We start from the raw sequence: 17,587 nt of genomic DNA on the forward strand, positions 1-17,587 counted from the left end.
ACGTGACATAGCTCAATTGTTGCTGTACGCTCAACCTCGTGCCCGATTCGCAAAGGTGGGGCACCTTCGAACAGATCGCCTAGCTCTGCCACTGTTTGAAGTCCGTTCGCAGAATCGCATGGCAGAGGCGGGGGAACCAATTTCGGGTTTCGAAAGAAACCCTTGGGGTTAAGTTGCAAAAGGCCATAGGCCGGGCAACCGGGTGACTCCCATCCGAATCCGACAGCTCACCTCGTAGGCAATTGGGAGAGGCAAACTTGTGTCATCAAACGTTCACGGCCGCCGTCGCGCTGCCACCGTACAGACCAACCCGATCGCTGCACTTTCCAAGGCAGTCACCAGCAACGCCGGAACCGTAGGCCGCCAGGCCGCCGTCGTCGTTGCAGCATCCGGCCTCGTGCTGGCTGCAGGACTTCCTGCACAGGCTGCATCCGTAAGCACGGACCGCCAGGCCCTTGAGGCCACCCCCCTGAACGTCGTCACCGGCAGCGTTACTGCTCCCGCAGACGCACCGTTCGAGCTCTACACCCTCGAGTCCGCAGACATCGCCAAGATCTCCACGATCTCCGGCGCCGACTACCGGGCACAGGTTGCCGCCGAAGAGGCCGCTGCCGAAGCCGCCGCGCAGCTGGCCGCCACGCAGGCCGCAGCAGCTAAGACCGCTGCAGCCGCCCGCGTTGCTCCCGCAGCCGCCGCTTCGAACATCACCACCGCTTCCAACGGTGGCGCAGCAGATGCCCAGGCTCCGGTTTCCGGCAACGTCGCAGCCGGCCTCGTGGCTTCCGCCTACGCCCAGATCGGCGTTGCGCAGGACTGCACCGCCATGGTTGAGAAGGCACTGCGCTCCGTCGGCAAGTCCGTCGGCGACCTGGCCCCGGGCCAGTTCTACCAGTTCGGTTCCGTGGTCGGCTCTCCCGCTCCGGGTGACCTGGTCATCAGCGCCACCCACGTTGCGATCTACGTCGGCAACGGCCAGGTTGTCAGCGGTGGCCTGAACGGCATGAACACCGGCCTGCACGCCCTGTCCGACCTGCGTGGCGTCAGCTTCGTCCGCGTCAGCTAATCCAGAAATTCGAGACGCGGAGAATCATGACCACGACAGTTGAGCGCGCCCGTCACCGGGCGCCGGTGGAACGCACCACCACGCTGAACGCCCTTGCCGGCGCCGTCAGCTCCAACGCCGGAACCGTAGGCCGCCAGGCCGCCGTCATTGCGGCAGCCTCCGGGCTGGTGCTGACGACCGGTGTTGCAGCCAACGCCTCCGGGGCCGATGTAGTGCGTGACGTCCAGACCAGCACGCTGGACCTTTCCGCGGCCAAGACCCTCCAGGTCCCCGCGGACGTGGCTATCTCCTTTGAGCGGGATGGGATCAACGGCGTGATCGTTGCGCCGGAACCCGCAGCAGCGGTCGAAGCAGCGGTTGCTCTAGAGGCACCCGCCGCCGTGGCCACCGGCCAGCAGCAGGTCCGCGGCAACGCGGCAGTTGCCGGGAACTCCACCAGTCTCACCACGGCGTCCGCACGGCCCGTACAGGCTGCAACAGGTGTGGCTTCAACCATTGCCTCCGCAGCCTACGCGCAGCTTGGCGTGGGCCAGGACTGCACCAGGCTGGTGACCAACGCCCTGGCCGCAGCCGGCATCAACCACCACGGCTATCCGGCAAGCTACCTCTCCCTTGGACGGACGGTGAGTGCAGCTGAGGCTATGCCCGGTGACTTGATCTACTACGTCAACGGCGGCATGGGCCTGGCCCACATTGCCGTGTATGTCGGCGGCGGACAGGCCGTTCACGGCGGGTTCAACGGCGGCTCCACTGTTGTGGCGCCGGCCGAGCTCGGCTCCGGCGGCGTGTACATCCGCGTAGGCGGCTAAGCAGCCAGCGCACCAGGTAAGGCCCCTCCTTCGGGAGGGGCCTTACCCCTTTAACCCGGTTTCTTTAACCCGGTTTCCACTTCCATACCCGGGTTCCCGGGGCGCGGAAAGCGGGGTCCGGGTACCAGGGGACCGGTCCGGGTACTGCCGGTGTAAATGGCAAAGATCGCAAACGCGTTCTACTCTTGCATAGACAATCCGAAGTGCCGTTTGCGGAACGGTGTCTTGTACTCACCGGTTCGTGGGCGGCAGACGAAGAGGTATGTGCATGCGCACTCTCGTTCTGAACGCTGGATATGAGCCGCTGGCCGTGATCACCTTCCGCCGTGCTTTGGTACTGGTATTGAACGGAAAGGCGAGCGTGGTGGCAGAGAGCGGCGAACCCGTGGTCGGACCCAACGAAATCCTCCCCAGGCCGTCGGTTATCCTGCTCCACCGCTATGTCAAAGTTCCCTACCGGGAGGGCACCGTTGCCACCCGCCGGGGCGTCCTGCGGCGGGACAACCATGAATGTGCCTACTGCGGAAAGGCCGCTGCCACCGTGGACCACGTGGTCCCTCGGTCCCACGGCGGTGACGATAGCTGGGAGAACCTGGTTGCCTGCTGCCTGCGCTGCAACAACACCAAAGGCAACCGGACGTTGGCACAGCTTGGTTGGGAACTGCGGATTTCGCCTAAGGCTCCCCGCGGTGCCCGCTGGCAGATCCGCGAACTCGAACGCCCTTCCCCCCAGTGGGATCCGTTCCTGCAGAATGACACGGCAGCCTGATGTCCGCCACCCTCCGTTATAACGCAGTGATCCTCGCCGGTGGCCGGTCCACGCGGCTTGGCGGCACGCCCAAGGCGCTGCTGCTGGCTGGGGATCGCACCCTCCTGGAAACCACCCTCGCCGCGGTGCCCGAGGCCCGGCAGACCGCCGTCGCCGGGCCTCCCGAGCTGGCGGCCGTACTGGCCCGGCACCCGGAGACACCCACCCTGCTGGTCCGCGAAGAGCCTGCGTTCGCCGGTCCGGCTGCAGCGGTGGGGGCCGCCGTTGCTGCCTTGACCGCCCAGGACGCCGGCCGCGATCCTCGTCACACCGGTAACGCCACCGACGACGGCGACACTGCCGGGAGTCCGTGGACCCTGGTCCTGGCCTGCGACATGCCCCAGGTGTCCACCGCCGTACGGGCGCTGCTGACCGCGGCCGCTGAGCCGGGGAACGAAAGCCTGCTGGCCGTCGATTCAACCGGCAACCGGCAGCCGCTGGCAGCCCTCTACCGCACAGCCGACCTCCGGGCAGCGGTCGACGCCGCTGCCTCCGAAGGTTTGGCGAACAAGTCCATGAAGGCGTTGCTTGCTAGGGTGCAATGGAGGGGTGTTGATGTTCCCCCGATGAGTACAGCCGATGTTGACACCTGGAACGACGCGCAATCGCTGGGTGTGAGCGCCGGGGACCTGCCGTAGCAACGGGCAGTCCCCAAGCGATACGAAGGAGCACGAATGGCAAGCCAGCAGGAACTACTCGAGGCATGGAGCGCCAGGCTGCTGCAGGCGCTGGAGCTCGAGGGCACACCGGTGGATGTCGCCGCTGTCCTCGACCTGGCTGCAGTTGCAGCGCATAGCGTAGTGCGGCCCGCTGCGCCGCTGACCACCTTCATTGTTGGGTATGCCGCAGGCCTTGCAGCGGCGAGCGGCCAGGCCGAGGACGCCGTCGCCATGCGTTCCGCCATGGCTGTGGCTGCCGATCAGTGCCGCGACGCCGCGGCGGAAGGAGACGCCCAGTGACCGAACCCGCCGTACCCGTGATCCTGCCGGTCCAGCCCAACGCGTCCTGGGCGCAGGCGCGTCACGCGGCCTATGCCGCTGCCCGCCCGCTGCCCTACGAGACGGTGCCGCTGGACGAGGCGCTCGGCCGGATCCTTGCGGTCGAGACCGCCGCCCTGCAGCCGGTGCCGCATTACGCCTCGGCGGCCATGGACGGCTGGGCAGTTGCGGGGGCGCCGCCGTGGACGGTCATCACCCAGGAAGAACCCGAGGTGGAACGCTGGCAGGTCCACCGCGAATCCGGACGCCGCGCCCTGCAGCCGGGGGAGGCAGTGGAAATCCTCACCGGCGGGCTGATCCCGGAGGGCGCCGAAGCCGTCCTGCGCTCGGAAAGCGGTACGGTTTCCGCCACGACCCCTCCGCAGCTGAGCCTGGGCGACCGGGCGCGGAAAGGCGAACCGCGGGCGGGCGAACACATCCGCCCTGCCGGGGAAGAAGCAGCGGCGGGGGAGACCACCATCCCCGCGGGAAAACTGCTGAACCCCGCACACATTGCCCTGGCCGCCGTCTGCGGGCATGACACGCTGCCGGTGCTGCGCTCCCCGCGCGTGTCCCTGCTGCTGACCGGGGATGAAGTTATCGAAGCCGGCCTGCCCGAGCCCGGCCAGGTCCGGGACACCTTCGGACCCCAGCTGCCGCAGCTGATCACCATGCTGGGCGGACGGATCGACGTCGTCCGGCGCCTGCCGGACCGGCTGGAGGAAGTGGTGGCAGCGCTGAGCAGCGAAGCCACGGATGAACTCTCCATTGCCATGTCCTCCGGAGACGTCCTCATCACCACGGGCGGTACCGGGCGTTCCGACGCCGACCACCTGCGCCGTGCCCTGGAGGAGGTCGAGGCGGAGCTCCTGATTGACGGAATCTCCATGCGCCCGGGACATCCCACCATGCTCGCCCGGCTGCAGGACGGCCGCCTGCTGGTTGCCCTGCCCGGCAATCCGCTGGCGGCGATGATGGCAGTCTTCACGATTGTCCAGCCGTTGCTGGACGGGCTGCGGGGAGCCCCGATTTCCCGGGAACGGCATGTCCTGGCCGGAGTTGACCTGGAACCGCTGCCGGGCAGGACCCGGCTGGTTCCCTGCAGTATCCAGGAGGACCGGGCCATGCCCTCACCGTATTTCCGCTCCGGAATGCTCCGGGGACTGGCCGAGGCCGACGCCGTTATGGTGGTGCCTCCGGAAGGCTGCATCAGGGACCAGGCCGTAATGGCGCTGCCCCTCCCGTGGCAGGTCAACCGCGCACCGTCCTGGTAACCGGTGGAGAAACCGGACCGTACGGGCAACAAAAACCGGTAATACCGGGCAGTGCCGGCATCCGCCGGCGGATTTAGGCACCACAGACAGGGAGACATCATGGGACGGGTTACCCAACGAGGACGGGTCACGCGGTTCCGACTGGACGGCAACGTCAGCCGGCGGGACGACGTACTGGCCGGGGAGGAACCGCTGGAAATCCGGATCGGCGGCAAGTCCTTCACGGTCACCATGCGCACGCCGGGTGACGACTTCGACCTGGTCGCTGGATTCCTGGTTTCCGAAGGGGTGATCTGGGATCCGGCGCAGCTGGTCAGTCTGCGGTACTGCTCCGGAGTGGATGAGGAAGGTAACCAGACCTTCAACGTGGTGGACGTCCAGCTGCGCCCCGGTACCGCGCTGCCGGACACGGGGATGGAGCGGCACGTCTACACCTCCAGCTCCTGCGGCATCTGCGGCACGGCGTCCATCGAGGCCGTACGGAAGTCTTCGCACTTCGACCCGTCCACCGACGGTGTGCGGCTGCCCCTGGAAATGCTGGCCTCCCTGCCGGACCGGCTGCGCGAGGGCCAGAAGGTCTTCGACCGGACCGGCGGCGTGCACGCGGCAGGCCTGTTCAACGCCGACGGCGAACTGTTGTGCCTGCGCGAAGACGTGGGCCGGCACAATGCCGTAGACAAGGTGGTTGGCTGGGCGCTGCGTGCCGGGATGCTTCCGCTGAGCGGCATGGTGCTGCAGGTCTCCGGACGCGCGTCCTTCGAGCTGGTCCAGAAGGCCCAGCTCGCGGGTATCCCGGTGCTTGCGGCGGTCAGCGCACCGTCTGCCTTGTCCGTGGAACTGGCCAAGGACGGCGGGATGACGCTGATCGGTTTCAGCCGCGGCGCGTCCCTGAACTGCTACTCCGCGCCGGAACGGATCCTCGCCGGGACCCCCGCCCTCGCCTAGCGGCTTAGGCCCCGCCTCGCGCCGCGGTGAGGTCCTGCCGCTTCCGCACTTACCTAGCGCGAGGCGGGAAGCAGGACCGTCACCGTGGTGCCCTGGCCCACCTTGGAATCGATGCCCAGTTCCCCGCCGTGTTGGAGCACAATGTCCTGAACGATGGCCAGCCCCAGCCCGGTTCCCGGAATGGCAGCGGCGGTGGCGTTGGAGGCGCGGAAGAAGCGGCGGAAAAGATTGGGCAGGTCCGCTTCCGGGATGCCGATTCCGGAGTCCCGGACCTGCACCCGCACACCGGGTCCGGCGCCGTCGGGCCGAACCAGCTCCGCACAGACCTGCACGGACCCGCCGGCGGGTGTGAACTTTACAGCGTTGGAGCAGAGATTCGTGAACACCTGCTCCAACTGGGCACGGTCACCATCCACGAGCAGCGCCTCCGGGCCGAGGTCCAACCGCAGGTCCAGGTTGTTGGCACCGGCGGCGGGCGCCAAGGAGGCGGCGACGGCGCTGAGAAGTTCCGCCAGGTCGACTTCCTCCACCGCGAGGCTGCTCTCATCCGCGTCCTGCCGGGAGATGGTCAGCAGATCGCTGATCAGCTGATTCAGCCGGACGGCGTTGCGCCCAACGATCTTCAGCATCTGCGCCACATCGTCCGGGATATCCCCGCTGGAGCCGTCAAGAATGAGGTCCAGGTACCCGGTGATCGAGGTCAGCGGGGTCCGCAGTTCGTGGTTGACGGTGGCCACGAAGTCGGTCTTCGCCTGGTCCAGGTCCCGTTGCCGTTTGAGTACCATCCGCTGCGCCGTGATCAGGTTGCCCTGCACCAGGCCGTGGGCCAGGTTTCCGCTGACATGCCTTATTAGGGAAGTTTCCGTACCCGTCCAGTCCCGTGGGGCGCTTTCCCCGGCAAGCCAGAGCAGGCCAAAAGCCTTGTCCCCGTGACCGAGCGGCACCACCATGGAGGTCCGCAGGCCCGCCGCCAAGGAAACGGTGCTTATCGGATCCGGCTCGCTTCCCGGCTGGGCGTGGTGGTCCTCGACTGCGAGGGCACGGCCGCGTTCCCACAGGGACTCTGCCAGTTCACCGGCGGCGTGCCCGGAAAGTTCAGGTATGCCCCCGGCGGTTTCCTCCCGGGCCCAGGCCAGGCTCAGTTCGGGAACCCGTTCGTCGGGAAAGGTCACCAGCCGCACATGGTCCGCTTCAAACGTCGCGCCAAGACCGTGCACCACCAGTTCGGCCATCTGCTGGGGATCGTTCGTCGCCCGGATGGCGGCGGAAATGCGGCGGGTCTCCTCCCGCAGGCGGGCTGCTGCCGTCCGCCGGTCCCGGCGTGCCTCAGCGGTGGCAAGGATGAGGTTGACCCTGCGCGCGAGGTCTTCGGGGTCCACCGGGCTCGCCACGAAGTCGGCGATGCCCAGTTCGATCATGAAGTCCATATCCAGCCCGGCTTCGCCTGCCACCAGGATCACCGGAATCTTCGTGATTGCCGGCTCGTACCGCAGGCGCTTGAGCATGTCCATGCCGGTGACCTGCCGGATCGTGGAATCCACTACGGCCAGCACCGGCGAGTCGGTCCGTGCGGCCTCCATGGCCTCGTCGAGGTCCAGCACGGGCACTGCATCAAGACCCGCGTCGGCGAGGATTCCTGCCACGACGGAGAAGACCTCGGGCTCCTCAATGGAAACGAGGGCCTTGGCTCGCGTGGTGGGGATACTGCCCTCCGAAGAGGCGCCGCCCCTTGGGGCGGCGAAGGGTTTCAGTGCCGGGGACATTACGGCCTTTCGTCGGTGCCCGGTTCAACTCCAGGGGCAGCGATTCGAAGTGTATCAGCGCCCGGAGCGAAAACAGTGACCTGGTTCACTGCGCCTTCGGGGGAATTCCGGCACTGTTTCAGCCCCTGGCGATCGCCCGGGAATGGTCCCCGCGCGGGCTTAAGCTGGAACGTGCAGATATCGGAGGAACAGACATGAGTATGGAAGGCGCAGCATGGGGTTCACTCATGCAGATTTCGCGCGCGAAGGGCGTTGACGGCAAGATCTCGCGGGAAACCGTGAAACGGATTGTCCGTTTCGCCGCCCCGTACCGGAAACGTCTCCTCGGTTTCGTACTGCTCTCCGTAGTGGGCGCGTTCCTAGCCGTGGCCACTCCTGTCCTGGCCGGGCAGGTGGTCAATTCCATTGTGGCCGGTACTGCCCCGGGTGTCGTGACCCGGCTGGCACTGCTGATTGCCGCCGTCGCAGTAGCGGACGCCGCCGTCTCCCTGGCGACGCGCTGGTTCTCCTCCCGCATCGGCGAAAGCGTCATTCTGGACCTGCGCACCGCCGTCTTCGACCACGTCCAGAAGATGCCGATCGCCTTCTTTACCCGCACCCGGACGGGTGCCCTGGTGAGCCGGCTCAACAATGACGTGATCGGCGCCCAGCAGGCCTTCAGCGGAACCCTCTCCGGGGTGGTGAGCAACGTCGTCGCCCTGATCCTCACCCTGATCGTGATGCTGGGGACCTCCTGGCAGGTGACGGTGCTGGCCATGCTGCTGCTTCCGGTGTTCCTGCTGCCGGCACGGCGGATGGGCGGCCGGCTCGCCGCACTGCGCCGGGAAGCCGCGAACCACAACGCCTCCATGGGCACTCAGATGACCGAGCGGTTCTCCGCACCCGGTGCCACCCTGGTGAAGCTCTTCGGCCGGCCGGACGCCGAATCCCGTGAATTCGCGGTGCGTGCCTCGCGGGTACGGGACATCGGCGTGAAGATGGCCATGATGCAGGCGGTCTTCGTGACCGCCCTGACGCTGGTGTCCGCCCTGGCCCTGGCCCTGGTTTACGGGTTGGGCGGCTATCTTGCCCTGAGCGGCAGCCTGAACACGGGCGACGTCGTGACCCTGGCACTGCTGCTGACCCGTCTGTACGCCCCGCTGACCTCCCTGGCCAACGCCCGGGTGGAGATCATGAGCGCCGTGGTGAGCTTCGAGCGGGTCTTCGAGATCCTGGACCTGCGGCCGCTGATCCGGGAGAAGGACTCGCCGGCACCGGTGCCTCAGGGCCCGCTGAGCGTGGAGTTCGACGACGTCCGGTTCGCCTATCCCACCGCGGACAAGGTGTCCCTCGCGTCCCTCGAGGACGTGGCGGTGCTGGACAACCGCGGGGGCGAGGAAGTCCTGCACGGGGTGTCTTTCCGGGTGGAACCCGGGCAGACCGTGGCCCTGGTGGGGACCTCGGGTGCGGGAAAGTCGACCATCGCCCAGCTGCTGGCACGGCTGTACGACGTCGATTCGGGCGCCGTGCGCTTCTCCGGTACCGATGTGCGGGACCTGGGTTTTGCCGGCATCCGGCAGGCGCTGGGCATGGTGACCCAGGATGGGCACCTGTTCCACGAAACCATCCGCGCCAACCTGCTACTGGCCCGCCCCGAAGCCAGCGAAGACGAAGTCTGGGACGCCCTGCGCCGGGCCCGGCTGGAGGACATGGTGCGTTCCCTGCCGGACGGGCTGGAGACGATGGTGGGGGAGCGCGGCTACCGGCTCTCCGGCGGTGAGCGCCAGCGCATGACCATTGCCCGGCTGCTGCTCGCCCAGCCGCGGATCGTGATCCTGGACGAAGCGACTGCGGCCCTGGACTCCACCTCTGAAGCCGCGGTCCAGGCGGCCCTCGGTGAGGCGCTGCAGGGACGCACCGCCGTCGTTATTGCGCACCGGCTGTCCACCATCCGCAATGCGGACCGCATCCTGGTGATCGAAGGCGGACAGATCGCCGAACAGGGCACGCATACCCAGCTCCTGGAGCAGGGCGGGCGGTACGCGGAGCTGTACAACACGCAGTTCGCGGTGGCAGGGGAGCGGGACGCCGCGGGCCGTCCCTGACCGTCACGGAATGCCGTGCTCCTGCACGTTCCGGTAGTACTCCTGCAGGGTCAGGTCCCGGGCCGCTTCCCGGTCCAGGACAAACACGGCGTCCGGATGCAGCTGGAGTACCGACGCCGGGCACATGCCGGCCAGCGGTCCTTCCACGGCGCTGGCCACCGCTGCGGCCTTAGCGGCACCCTGCGCCACCAGGATCACCCGGCGCGCCTCCAGGATGGTGCCCAGTCCCTGGGTGACGCAGTGCGTGGGCACGCAGGATGCGTCGGAAAAGAAGCGGGCATTGTCCCTGCGCGTCGCGGACATCAGGGTCTTGACCCGGGTACGGGAGGCAAGCGACGACGTCGGCTCATTGAAACCGATGTGTCCGTTGCGTCCGATCCCGAGGATCTGCAGGTCGATCCCTCCGGCGGCGCGGATGGCGGCCTCGAAAGCGGTGCAGGCGGCGGCCAGGTCCGTTGCGCTGCCGTCGGGCACGTGGACGTTTTCCGGATCCAGTCCGAGGCGTTGGGTGACTTCCCGGTGGATCACCGCGTGGTAGCTTTCCGGATGCTCCGGCGCCAGGCCCACGTATTCGTCCAGCGCGGCGAGCCGGCTGCTGCGGTGGCGTTCCAGCACCTTGTAAAGGGACAACGGTGACGAGCCGGTGGCGACGCCGAGGTTCCTGATCTGCCCTGCGTCGACACTCCGCAGGATTTCCCGGGCGGCATAGTCCCCCACGCCTGCGGGCGTCTCGAGGATGACAACGTGCATCAGTGGATTCCTGCCCGGTTCTGGGAGTATGGTGCTGCTCCTCCGGATCGTCCCCCCGGTTCCTTCGGGAGCGGACGAAAAGTTGCTCAATGATGAACCCCCGGCGGAGTTGCTGTCCAGAGGCCAGGCACTACGCGGCTGCTGCGGGAGGACGGGCTGCCGGGAAACGCGCGTCGCAAACCGAAGCGGCGGTAAACACGGATGCGGGGTTAAACAAAAATGTGCCCCCGGCCGGAATCGAACCGACGACCTGCCCTTTAGGAGAGGGCCGCTCTATCCTACTGAGCTACGAGGGCGCACCCCCGGCTTCCCGGCGGGCGCTACCAGCTTACCCGTTTCTTCCGGCGGGCGTTTGCAGGCCGTGCGCGTCCGTGCCGGTACCCCCAACGGCACCGCCGTCGGGCTGCTGTGCTGCGATGTGCCGGGAGTAGCTCTCGCGGATGGCCTGCATAAAACCGAGGATGGTGCGCAGCTCAGTTTCCGTGTACCGGTTCATCACCTCGTCGGTGAGTGCGCCCAGGGGACCGAAGTAGGCGCCGGCAAGCTGCATGGCCAGCGGCTCGAAGTGCAGGGTGACCTTCCGGCGGTCCGCGTGGGTCCGGTTGCGGTGGATGTGGCCGATCCGCTCCAGCCTGTCGATCACTGCCGTGGTGGCGCCGGAGGAGGTTCCCAGCTGGTTGCTGAGCTGCCCGGCCGTGAGGGCCTGGTGCCGTATTTCCGCCTCCATGATGAGCACCAGTGCGCGCATGTCCGTGGCGTTGAGGCCGTGTGAGTGCGCAAAAGCGTCCGCGACACGCTGCCCGTCCAGGCTCATGCCGCGGAGTGCGTCCACAATATCCCGCCGTAGCTCCCGATCCTCCACAGCCCAATAGTAACTGGGAGTTGAAGTATCTCGATAGCTGAGATACTTTCAAGCAGAGATACTTACGTCACTGGGAGATACGCACATGTACGCAGGAATAGTGAAGAACGCCAAGTCGGCGTGGATCACGCTGCTGATCGGGGTGGCTGTCATCGTCGGCCTGTTCGCCCTGCCGGCTCAGGAAAACGACAGCACCGACGTGGGCGGACTGAATGACAAGTACCAGTCCGCCCAGGTGGCCGACCTGCTGCAGGAGTTCCCTGACGCGCAGGAATCCTCCGCCATTGTGGTGATCTCCCGTGAGGACGGGAACCCGCTGACCGACGCGGACACCGCGTCAATCCCGGAGATCAACGCGGCCGCCACGGAGGCGGGTGCCTCAGGCCCGCCGCCGCAGGTCCCGCCGGTGGTTTCGGAGAATAAGCTCGTGGCCATTGTTCCGCTGACGCTGCAGGCCGCAGCCGACGACGGCGATGCCGTCTCCGCGGAGGTCGAGGATCTGCGCAGCGCGGTTGCCGATGCTGCTCCGGAGGGCGTCAAGGCGGAACTGACCGGCGGGGCAGCGTTCAGCGCCGACCTTGCAGGGGTGTTCTCCGGTGCCAACTTCGTGCTGCTGACTGTCACCGCCGGCGTCGTCGCCGTACTGCTGCTGATCACCTACCGGTCGCCGTGGCTCTGGATCGTGCCGCTGGCGATTGTCGGCGCCATTGAACAGCTCGCAGCGAAGGTGGTGGACCTGCTGGCCCCCGCCACCGGAATCACGGTGGATCCGTCTGCCGTGGGCATTACGAGCGTCCTGGTGTTTGGTGCCGCAACCAACTACGCCCTGCTGCTGATTGCCCGGTACCGGGAGGAACTGCGCGTCCACGATTCCGTGTACGAGGCCATGGGCAAGGCCCTCATCCGCACCCGCGAGGCCATCATTGCCAGCGGCGGCACCGTCATCCTGGCCCTGCTCACCCTGCTGTTCGCCGACACCCAGAGCTACCGCGGCCTCGGTTTCTCCGCCGCCATCGGCATTGTCCTCGCCATCTTCAGCGCCTTGTTCCTGCTCCCCGTCGCGTTGGTGCTGCTGGGACGCAAGCTGTTCTGGCCGTTCGTGCCCAAGGTGGGGGACCCGGCCAAGGAAGGCAAGTTCTGGGGCCGCCTCGGCGAAGCCACTGCCCGCCGGCCCAAAACCATCGCGGGCAGCGCCGTCATTGTGCTGCTGGCCCTGGGCAGCGCCCTGTTCACCCTGCAGATCGGGCTAAGCGAAAACGAACAGTTCCGCGACGAGCCGCAGGCGGTCACCGCTGCGGAAACCCTCTCCGAAGGCTTCCCCGCCGGCTCCTCCTCACCCGTGACCGTACTGGTCGATACCGAAGCGGCGGACGACGCCGTCGCGCAGCTGGCCGGCCTCGAAGGCGTCACTACAGCGACTGCCGGCACCGAGCATGACGGACGCACCCGGGTGGAACTGATCACCGGCTACGAGGCAGGCACCGACGAAGCGAACACCTTCATCACAGACCTCCGCGCGGACCTGGCCGGGGAGGACTACGAGGCGCTGGTGGGCGGTGAAGCGGCCGAGCGGGTGGACCAGCTGGCTGCAAACCAGCACGACACGGTCCTCGTGGGCACCTCGGTGATTGTCCTGGTGTTCCTGGTCCTGATGATCCTGCTGCGTTCCCTGGTGGCACCTGTGCTGCTGGTCGCGTCGGTGCTGCTGACATTCCTGGCCGCGACCGGGCTGAGCTGGCTGTTGTTCGAGAACGTGCTGGACTTCCCCGCCATGGACGTCCAGACGCTGCTCTACTCGTTCCTGTTCCTGGTGGCTCTGGGCGTGGACTACAACATCTTCCTGACCACCCGGGCCCGGGAAAACGCGGCCTCGATGGGAACGAAGCAGGGCATGCTGGCGGCCCTGCGCTCCACCGGCGGGGTGATCACCAGCGCCGGCATCCTGCTGGCCGCCGTCTTTGCCGTGCTGGGCGTGCTTCCGCTGGTGACCCTGACCCAGGTGGGCATCATCGTGGCCATCGGCGTCCTGTTCGACACCCTGCTGGTGCGGACCGTAGTGGTCCCGGCCCTAACCTTTGTCCTGGGCGACAAGTTCTGGTGGCCGTCCAACCCGGCTGGTAAAGACGGACGCCACGGACGCCACCAGGCTGAGCCCCAGCAGGACCCAGCGGGCGACGGTCAGCGCAGCGGCCAGGGCGGCATCACCGCCCGTTAGTTCGGCGGCGCCGAGGGCATTGTCGATGGCAATGTTCTCCCAAAGGTCGGCCACCACAAAGAGGATCGGCGCACTGAAGAACACCCAGCGCAGCATCCGGCGCTGGGTGTTCAGCCCGATGATCAGCAGCCAGGTCAGTCCGAAGACCAAGGGAAAGAGCGTCCCGGCAGTCTTGTGCACGTAGCTGAGTTGGCCCAGGGCATCCGCGTCCATGGCGGCACGCAGGTCCGCCAGATGGTCCTGACCGTAGCCGAAGACCAGCGAATCGGGCATGGCCAATCCGTCGGCGAGCTGGCTCAGCTGGCCCAGCACCAGCAGGTGCAGGTACCAGAACAGGAACAGCGTGGTCACGACGCCGGCAATAACCACGAGTCCGGGACTGCTCTTGCCCTGCGGGCGCTGGCCCGGGGCGGTGTTCGCTGTCCCCGGGACACCCGTGCGGGGAGATCCGGCGTCGGGTCCGTGTTTGGCAGCGCGCTGTGCGGCGGTTTTTCCCATAGGTACAGTATGGCCGCACTGCTCCCGGAGCCCCGGAAGCCGGCCTCCGCGCGCCTGTCCCGGACGCAGCCAGGCGACTACGCTGGTGGGTTATGAGTGCCGTTGCGTCCCCCGAAGACTTGTTCCTTGCCGCTGACCTGGTGCGGGAAGCCGGGCAGCTGGCCCTGCGTATGCGGTCGGAGGGATTGACCGCCAGCGAGAAGACGTCGGTGTCCGACGTCGTGACCGCCGCCGACCGAGAGGCCGAGGCCCTGGTGGTGAACCGGCTGCGCGAGCTGCGCCCCGACGACGGGATTGTGGGGGAGGAGGGTGCCAGCCATCAGGGCACCTCGGGCAGGTCCTGGGTCATTGACCCAGTGGACGGCACCTACAACTTCTTCGCCGGATCCACCTACTGGTGTTCGGCCATCGCGCTGCGGGCCGACGCCGGGCCGCATGCCCTGCCCGGAGATCCGGATGTCCTGCTCGGCGCCATTTACCAGCCGCAGGAGGACCGGCTGTGGATCGGCGGCAAGGGCTTCCCGGCCACGCTGAACGGGGTGGCCATCGCCCCGCCGGCGGACGAACCGCTGAACCGCCTCTCGGCGGGTACGTATATCCATCCCACCTGGCTGCTGCGCCCGGAAGTGACCGGACCCTGGACGGCGGCAGCGTCCCGGGCCGCGACCATCCGGATGATGGGCTCGGGTTCCTGCGACCTCGCCCGGGTGGCCACCGGCCAGTCCGGTGCGTGGTTCCAGCACAGCTGCCCGGAGTGGGACTGGCTCCCGGGCAAGGCCATTGTCCTGGCCGCCGGGGGCAGCACCGCCGTCGTCGAAGTAAATGGTTTCCGTTGGCACATCGCCGGCACCGCGGCAGCCGTCCGGGAAATCCACGCGGCGTTGACCTCCGCCTGACCTCCGCCCGACCGGCGGGGCCGGGTGGCACAGGTGGGCCGGATTCCGCTCTCACCGGAATGTCAGCCGCAGCGCCTAGACTTAAAGCCATCATGGACTACCTCTTTGATCCACTTTTTCCCGCACCCCGCAAAGATGTGCCCGCGCCTGCCGCCGGGGCGCCGCATCCCGAGACCCAGCGGAGGGGTTCCTCCTACGCGGATGAAAGCCGTGCCGCGGACCTGCTGCAGGGACTGAATCCCCAGCAGGAGGAAGCGGTCAAGCATGCCGGTTCGCCGCTGCTGATTGTTGCCGGGGCCGGATCCGGCAAGACCCGGGTGCTCAGCCACCGGATCGCCTACCTGCTGGCCACCGGCCGCTCCAACCCGGGGCAGATCCTGGCCATCACCTTCACCAACAAGGCCGCCGCGGAAATGCGCGAGCGGATCGAAGCCCTGGTGGGCGGCGTCGCCAAGACCATGTGGATTTCCACCTTCCACTCCTCCTGCGTGCGGATCCTGCGCCGAGAAGCCAAGACGGTGGGGATGAACTCGAACTTCTCCATCTACGACTCCGCGGATTCGCTGCGCCTGATCACCCTGGTGGCGAAGGGGTTGGACCTGGATCCCAAGCGCTTCACGCCGAAGTCGATCATGCACAAGATCTCGGCGCTGAAGAACGAACTCATCGACGAAGAGTCCTACGCGGAATCGGCCAACTACGCCGACCCCTTCGAGCAGGCCGTCGCCGATGTCTACAAGGGCTACGCGCAGCGGATGCGCCAGGCCAACGCCATGGACTTTGACGACCTGATCGCCCAGACCGTGTTTATGTTCCGTGCCTTCCCCGGCGTGGCCGAGTACTACCGCCGCCGGTTCCGGCACATCCTGGTGGACGAGTACCAGGACACCAACCACGCACAGTACGCGCTGGTTAAGGAACTCGTGGGCGGCGACGACGACGCCCTGGACCTTCCTCCGGCCGAACTCACCGTCGTGGGCGACTCCGACCAGTCCATCTACGCCTTCCGCGGCGCCGACGTGCGCAACATCAATGACTTCGAGAAGGATTACCCCAGCGCGCGGACCATCCTTCTGGAGCAGAACTACCGGTCCACGCAGACCATCCTCAACGCTGCCAACGCAGTGATCTCCCGCAACCCCAACCGCCCCGAGAAGCGGCTGTGGACGGCGGAGGGCGACGGCGAAAAGATCATCGGCTACGTTGGCGAGAACGAACACGAGGAAGCCCGGTTCATCGCCGAGGAAATCGACCGGCTGCAGGACGAGGAAAACCTGCGCCCGGGCGACGTTGCGGTGTTCTACCGGACCAACGCCCAGTCCCGTTCCCTGGAAGATGTCCTGGTGCGGGTGGGCCTGCCCTACAAGGTGGTCGGCGGCACCCGGTTCTACGAACGCAAGGAAATCAAGGACGCGCTGGCGTACCTGCGCGTACTGGTGAACTCCGACGACGTCGTCAACCTGCGGCGGATCCTCAACGAACCCAAGCGCGGCATCGGCGACCGGGCCGAGTATTCCGTGGCGGCACTGGCCGAACGCGAGCGGATTTCCTTCATGGCCGCCCTGCGCCGCGCCGAGGAGGCCCCCGGACTGGCCACCAGGTCGCTCAATTCCATTAACGGCTTCGTCAAGATGATCGACGACCTCGCCGAGGTGGCCAGCGGATCCGGCGCCTCCGCGGCACTGGAAGCGGTGCTGGAACAAACCGGCTACCTGGCCCAGCTGCGTTCCAGCAACGACCCCCAGGATGAGTCCCGGGTGGAGAACCTGGCGGAACTGGTGGCCGTGGTCCGCGAATATGAACGTGACAACCCCGAGGGCTCCCTGGGGGAGTTCCTGGAACAGGTCTCCCTGGTGGCAGACGCCGACTCGATTCCCGACGCCCCCGGCGGCTCGGCCGAGGAAGTCGCCGCCGCCGTCGAGGAATCCCGTCGGCAGGGCGTGGTCACCCTGATGACCCTGCATACCGCCAAGGGGCTGGAATTCCCGGTGGTCTTCCTCACCGGCATGGAGCAGGGCCTGTTCCCGCACCAGCGCTCGGCCACGGACCCGGCCGAACTGGCCGAAGAGCGGCGTCTTGCCTACGTGGGACTTACCCGCGCACGGCAGCGCCTGTACCTCACCCGGTCCGAAGTCCGCAGCATGTGGGGCCAGAGCCAGTACAACCCGGCCAGCCAGTTCGTGGGTGAAGTGCCGCCGGAGCTGATCGAGTGGAAGCGGGAGGGCATGGACCGTCCCACCTGGGGCGGAGGCGGCAGCATCACCTCCAGCCACTACGGCGGCTCCTCCTGGGGTGCCGGAGCGCCGATGGGAACGGGCGGCAGCACCGCCAACTCTCCCGTGGCGAAGGCCATTGGCCGTGTGCAGCCACAGAAGGAGGTCCTGTCCGTGGCCGCCGGGGACAAGGTCAACCACACATCGTTCGGCCACGGCACCGTGCTTGCCGTGGAAGGCGCAGGGGATAAGACAGTGGCGAAGGTGAAGTTCGACGTCGGCGAAAAGCGCCTGCTGCTGCGTTATGCGCCGCTCACCAAAGAGGTCTGAGAGGGGAGTTTTTCATAACCCACACGGGGTAATTTCTACAAACGATAGAACTGTGTGCTTCATCACTAAAGGGGTAGTCTGGGATCGGCGTTCAGCCCCA

Annotated in this window: 14 protein-coding genes, 1 tRNA gene, 1 pseudogene and 1 riboswitch; of the genes and pseudogenes, 11 read left to right on the forward strand and 5 right to left on the reverse strand. The window is 66.9% G+C overall.

Annotated features, from left to right (window positions below; translation table 11 throughout):
• Positions 1–97: 97 nt before the first annotated feature.
• Positions 98–256: riboswitch (cyclic di-AMP (ydaO/yuaA leader) on the forward strand.
• A 3-nt stretch (positions 257–259) separates the two neighbouring features.
• From QNO10_RS02625 to fdhD, 7 genes are all read left to right on the forward strand, one after another.
• Positions 260–1,063: an NlpC/P60 family protein gene (locus QNO10_RS02625; protein ID WP_229949211.1), complete on the forward strand. Its 804-nt coding sequence runs from the start codon at positions 260–262 to the stop codon at positions 1,061–1,063.
• A gap of 26 nt (positions 1,064–1,089) precedes the next feature.
• Positions 1,090–1,872, forward strand: coding sequence for an NlpC/P60 family protein (locus QNO10_RS02630; RefSeq protein WP_229949213.1), 783 nt, complete (start codon positions 1,090–1,092; stop codon positions 1,870–1,872).
• Positions 1,873–2,140: 268 nt separating this feature from the next.
• The gene (locus QNO10_RS02635; protein ID WP_229949215.1) at positions 2,141–2,641 is read left to right on the forward strand and encodes an HNH endonuclease; all 501 of its coding nucleotides are present in this window, start codon (positions 2,141–2,143) and stop codon (positions 2,639–2,641) included.
• Positions 2,641–3,318, forward strand: coding sequence for a molybdenum cofactor guanylyltransferase (gene mobA / locus QNO10_RS02640; protein ID WP_229949217.1), 678 nt, complete (start codon positions 2,641–2,643; stop codon positions 3,316–3,318). Before QNO10_RS02635 ends, mobA begins: the two co-directional genes overlap by 1 nt.
• 36 nt (positions 3,319–3,354) lie before the next feature.
• Positions 3,355–3,639, forward strand: a complete 285-nt coding sequence (locus QNO10_RS02645) for a DUF6457 domain-containing protein (RefSeq protein WP_229949219.1) — start codon at positions 3,355–3,357, stop codon at positions 3,637–3,639.
• Complete coding sequence (locus tag QNO10_RS02650) at positions 3,636–4,931, forward strand: molybdopterin molybdotransferase MoeA (RefSeq protein WP_229949221.1); 1,296 nt, start codon at positions 3,636–3,638, stop codon at positions 4,929–4,931. Before QNO10_RS02645 ends, QNO10_RS02650 begins: the two co-directional genes overlap by 4 nt.
• 99 nt (positions 4,932–5,030) lie before the next feature.
• Positions 5,031–5,876 (forward strand): formate dehydrogenase accessory sulfurtransferase FdhD, encoded by an 846-nt coding sequence (gene fdhD, locus QNO10_RS02655; RefSeq protein WP_229949222.1) that lies wholly within the window; start codon positions 5,031–5,033, stop codon positions 5,874–5,876.
• 53 nt (positions 5,877–5,929) lie between these two features.
• On the opposite strand, the gene QNO10_RS02660 is transcribed toward fdhD, so the two are convergent.
• Positions 5,930–7,639, reverse strand: a complete 1,710-nt coding sequence (locus QNO10_RS02660) for an ATP-binding response regulator (RefSeq protein WP_229949223.1) — start codon at positions 7,637–7,639, stop codon at positions 5,930–5,932.
• A 194-nt stretch (positions 7,640–7,833) separates the two neighbouring features.
• Here QNO10_RS02660 and QNO10_RS02665 point away from each other — a divergent pair, with 194 nt between their 5' ends.
• Positions 7,834–9,723: an ABC transporter ATP-binding protein gene (locus QNO10_RS02665; RefSeq protein WP_229949224.1), complete on the forward strand. Its 1,890-nt coding sequence runs from the start codon at positions 7,834–7,836 to the stop codon at positions 9,721–9,723.
• Positions 9,724–9,726: 3 nt separating this feature from the next.
• Here the strand turns inward: QNO10_RS02665 and QNO10_RS02670 are convergent, their stop codons facing one another.
• The 3 genes from QNO10_RS02670 to QNO10_RS02680 form a co-directional block, all read right to left on the reverse strand.
• Positions 9,727–10,473 (reverse strand): glucosamine-6-phosphate deaminase, encoded by a 747-nt coding sequence (locus QNO10_RS02670; RefSeq protein ID WP_229949225.1) that lies wholly within the window; start codon positions 10,471–10,473, stop codon positions 9,727–9,729.
• Between the two features lie 222 nt (positions 10,474–10,695).
• A tRNA-Arg gene (locus tag QNO10_RS02675) sits at positions 10,696–10,769 on the reverse strand.
• A gap of 32 nt (positions 10,770–10,801) precedes the next feature.
• Positions 10,802–11,335 (reverse strand): MarR family winged helix-turn-helix transcriptional regulator, encoded by a 534-nt coding sequence (locus tag QNO10_RS02680; RefSeq protein ID WP_229949226.1) that lies wholly within the window; start codon positions 11,333–11,335, stop codon positions 10,802–10,804.
• 85 nt (positions 11,336–11,420) lie between these two features.
• Between QNO10_RS02680 and QNO10_RS02685 the strand changes: the two are divergent.
• A pseudogene (locus QNO10_RS02685) lies at positions 11,421–13,382 on the forward strand (MMPL family transporter); the annotation flags it as partial.
• Between the two features lie 21 nt (positions 13,383–13,403).
• On the opposite strand, the gene QNO10_RS02690 reads toward QNO10_RS02685, so the two are convergent.
• Positions 13,404–14,048, reverse strand: coding sequence for a hypothetical protein (locus QNO10_RS02690; RefSeq protein WP_229949227.1), 645 nt, complete (start codon positions 14,046–14,048; stop codon positions 13,404–13,406).
• 92 nt (positions 14,049–14,140) lie between these two features.
• On the opposite strand from QNO10_RS02690, the gene QNO10_RS02695 reads away from it, so the two are divergent.
• Together QNO10_RS02695 and pcrA are read left to right on the forward strand one after the other, a co-directional pair.
• Positions 14,141–14,944, forward strand: a complete 804-nt coding sequence (locus tag QNO10_RS02695; RefSeq protein WP_229949229.1) for an inositol monophosphatase family protein — start codon at positions 14,141–14,143, stop codon at positions 14,942–14,944.
• 92 nt (positions 14,945–15,036) lie between these two features.
• Positions 15,037–17,487: a DNA helicase PcrA gene (gene pcrA / locus QNO10_RS02700; protein WP_229949231.1), complete on the forward strand. Its 2,451-nt coding sequence runs from the start codon at positions 15,037–15,039 to the stop codon at positions 17,485–17,487.
• The last annotated feature ends 100 nt before the right edge of the window (positions 17,488–17,587 follow it).

Source organism: Arthrobacter sp. zg-Y919, from assembly GCF_030142045.1.
Taxonomy (GTDB): domain Bacteria; phylum Actinomycetota; class Actinomycetes; order Actinomycetales; family Micrococcaceae; genus Arthrobacter_B.

Coding starts and splice junctions, on each gene's coding strand:
- QNO10_RS02630 (WP_229949213.1), top strand. CDS start 1,090: ATGACCACGACAGTTGAGCGCGCCCGTCACCGGGCGCCGGTGGAACGC.
- QNO10_RS02635 (WP_229949215.1), top strand. CDS start 2,141: ATGCGCACTCTCGTTCTGAACGCTGGATATGAGCCGCTGGCCGTGATC.
- mobA (WP_229949217.1), top strand. CDS start 2,641: ATGTCCGCCACCCTCCGTTATAACGCAGTGATCCTCGCCGGTGGCCGG.
- QNO10_RS02645 (WP_229949219.1), top strand. CDS start 3,355: ATGGCAAGCCAGCAGGAACTACTCGAGGCATGGAGCGCCAGGCTGCTG.
- fdhD (WP_229949222.1), top strand. CDS start 5,031: ATGGGACGGGTTACCCAACGAGGACGGGTCACGCGGTTCCGACTGGAC.
- QNO10_RS02660 (WP_229949223.1), bottom strand. CDS start 7,639: ATGTCCCCGGCACTGAAACCCTTCGCCGCCCCAAGGGGCGGCGCCTCT.
- QNO10_RS02665 (WP_229949224.1), top strand. CDS start 7,834: ATGAGTATGGAAGGCGCAGCATGGGGTTCACTCATGCAGATTTCGCGC.
- QNO10_RS02670 (WP_229949225.1), bottom strand. CDS start 10,473: ATGCACGTTGTCATCCTCGAGACGCCCGCAGGCGTGGGGGACTATGCC.
- QNO10_RS02690 (WP_229949227.1), bottom strand. CDS start 14,048: ATGGGAAAAACCGCCGCACAGCGCGCTGCCAAACACGGACCCGACGCC.
- QNO10_RS02695 (WP_229949229.1), top strand. CDS start 14,141: ATGAGTGCCGTTGCGTCCCCCGAAGACTTGTTCCTTGCCGCTGACCTG.
- pcrA (WP_229949231.1), top strand. CDS start 15,037: ATGGACTACCTCTTTGATCCACTTTTTCCCGCACCCCGCAAAGATGTG.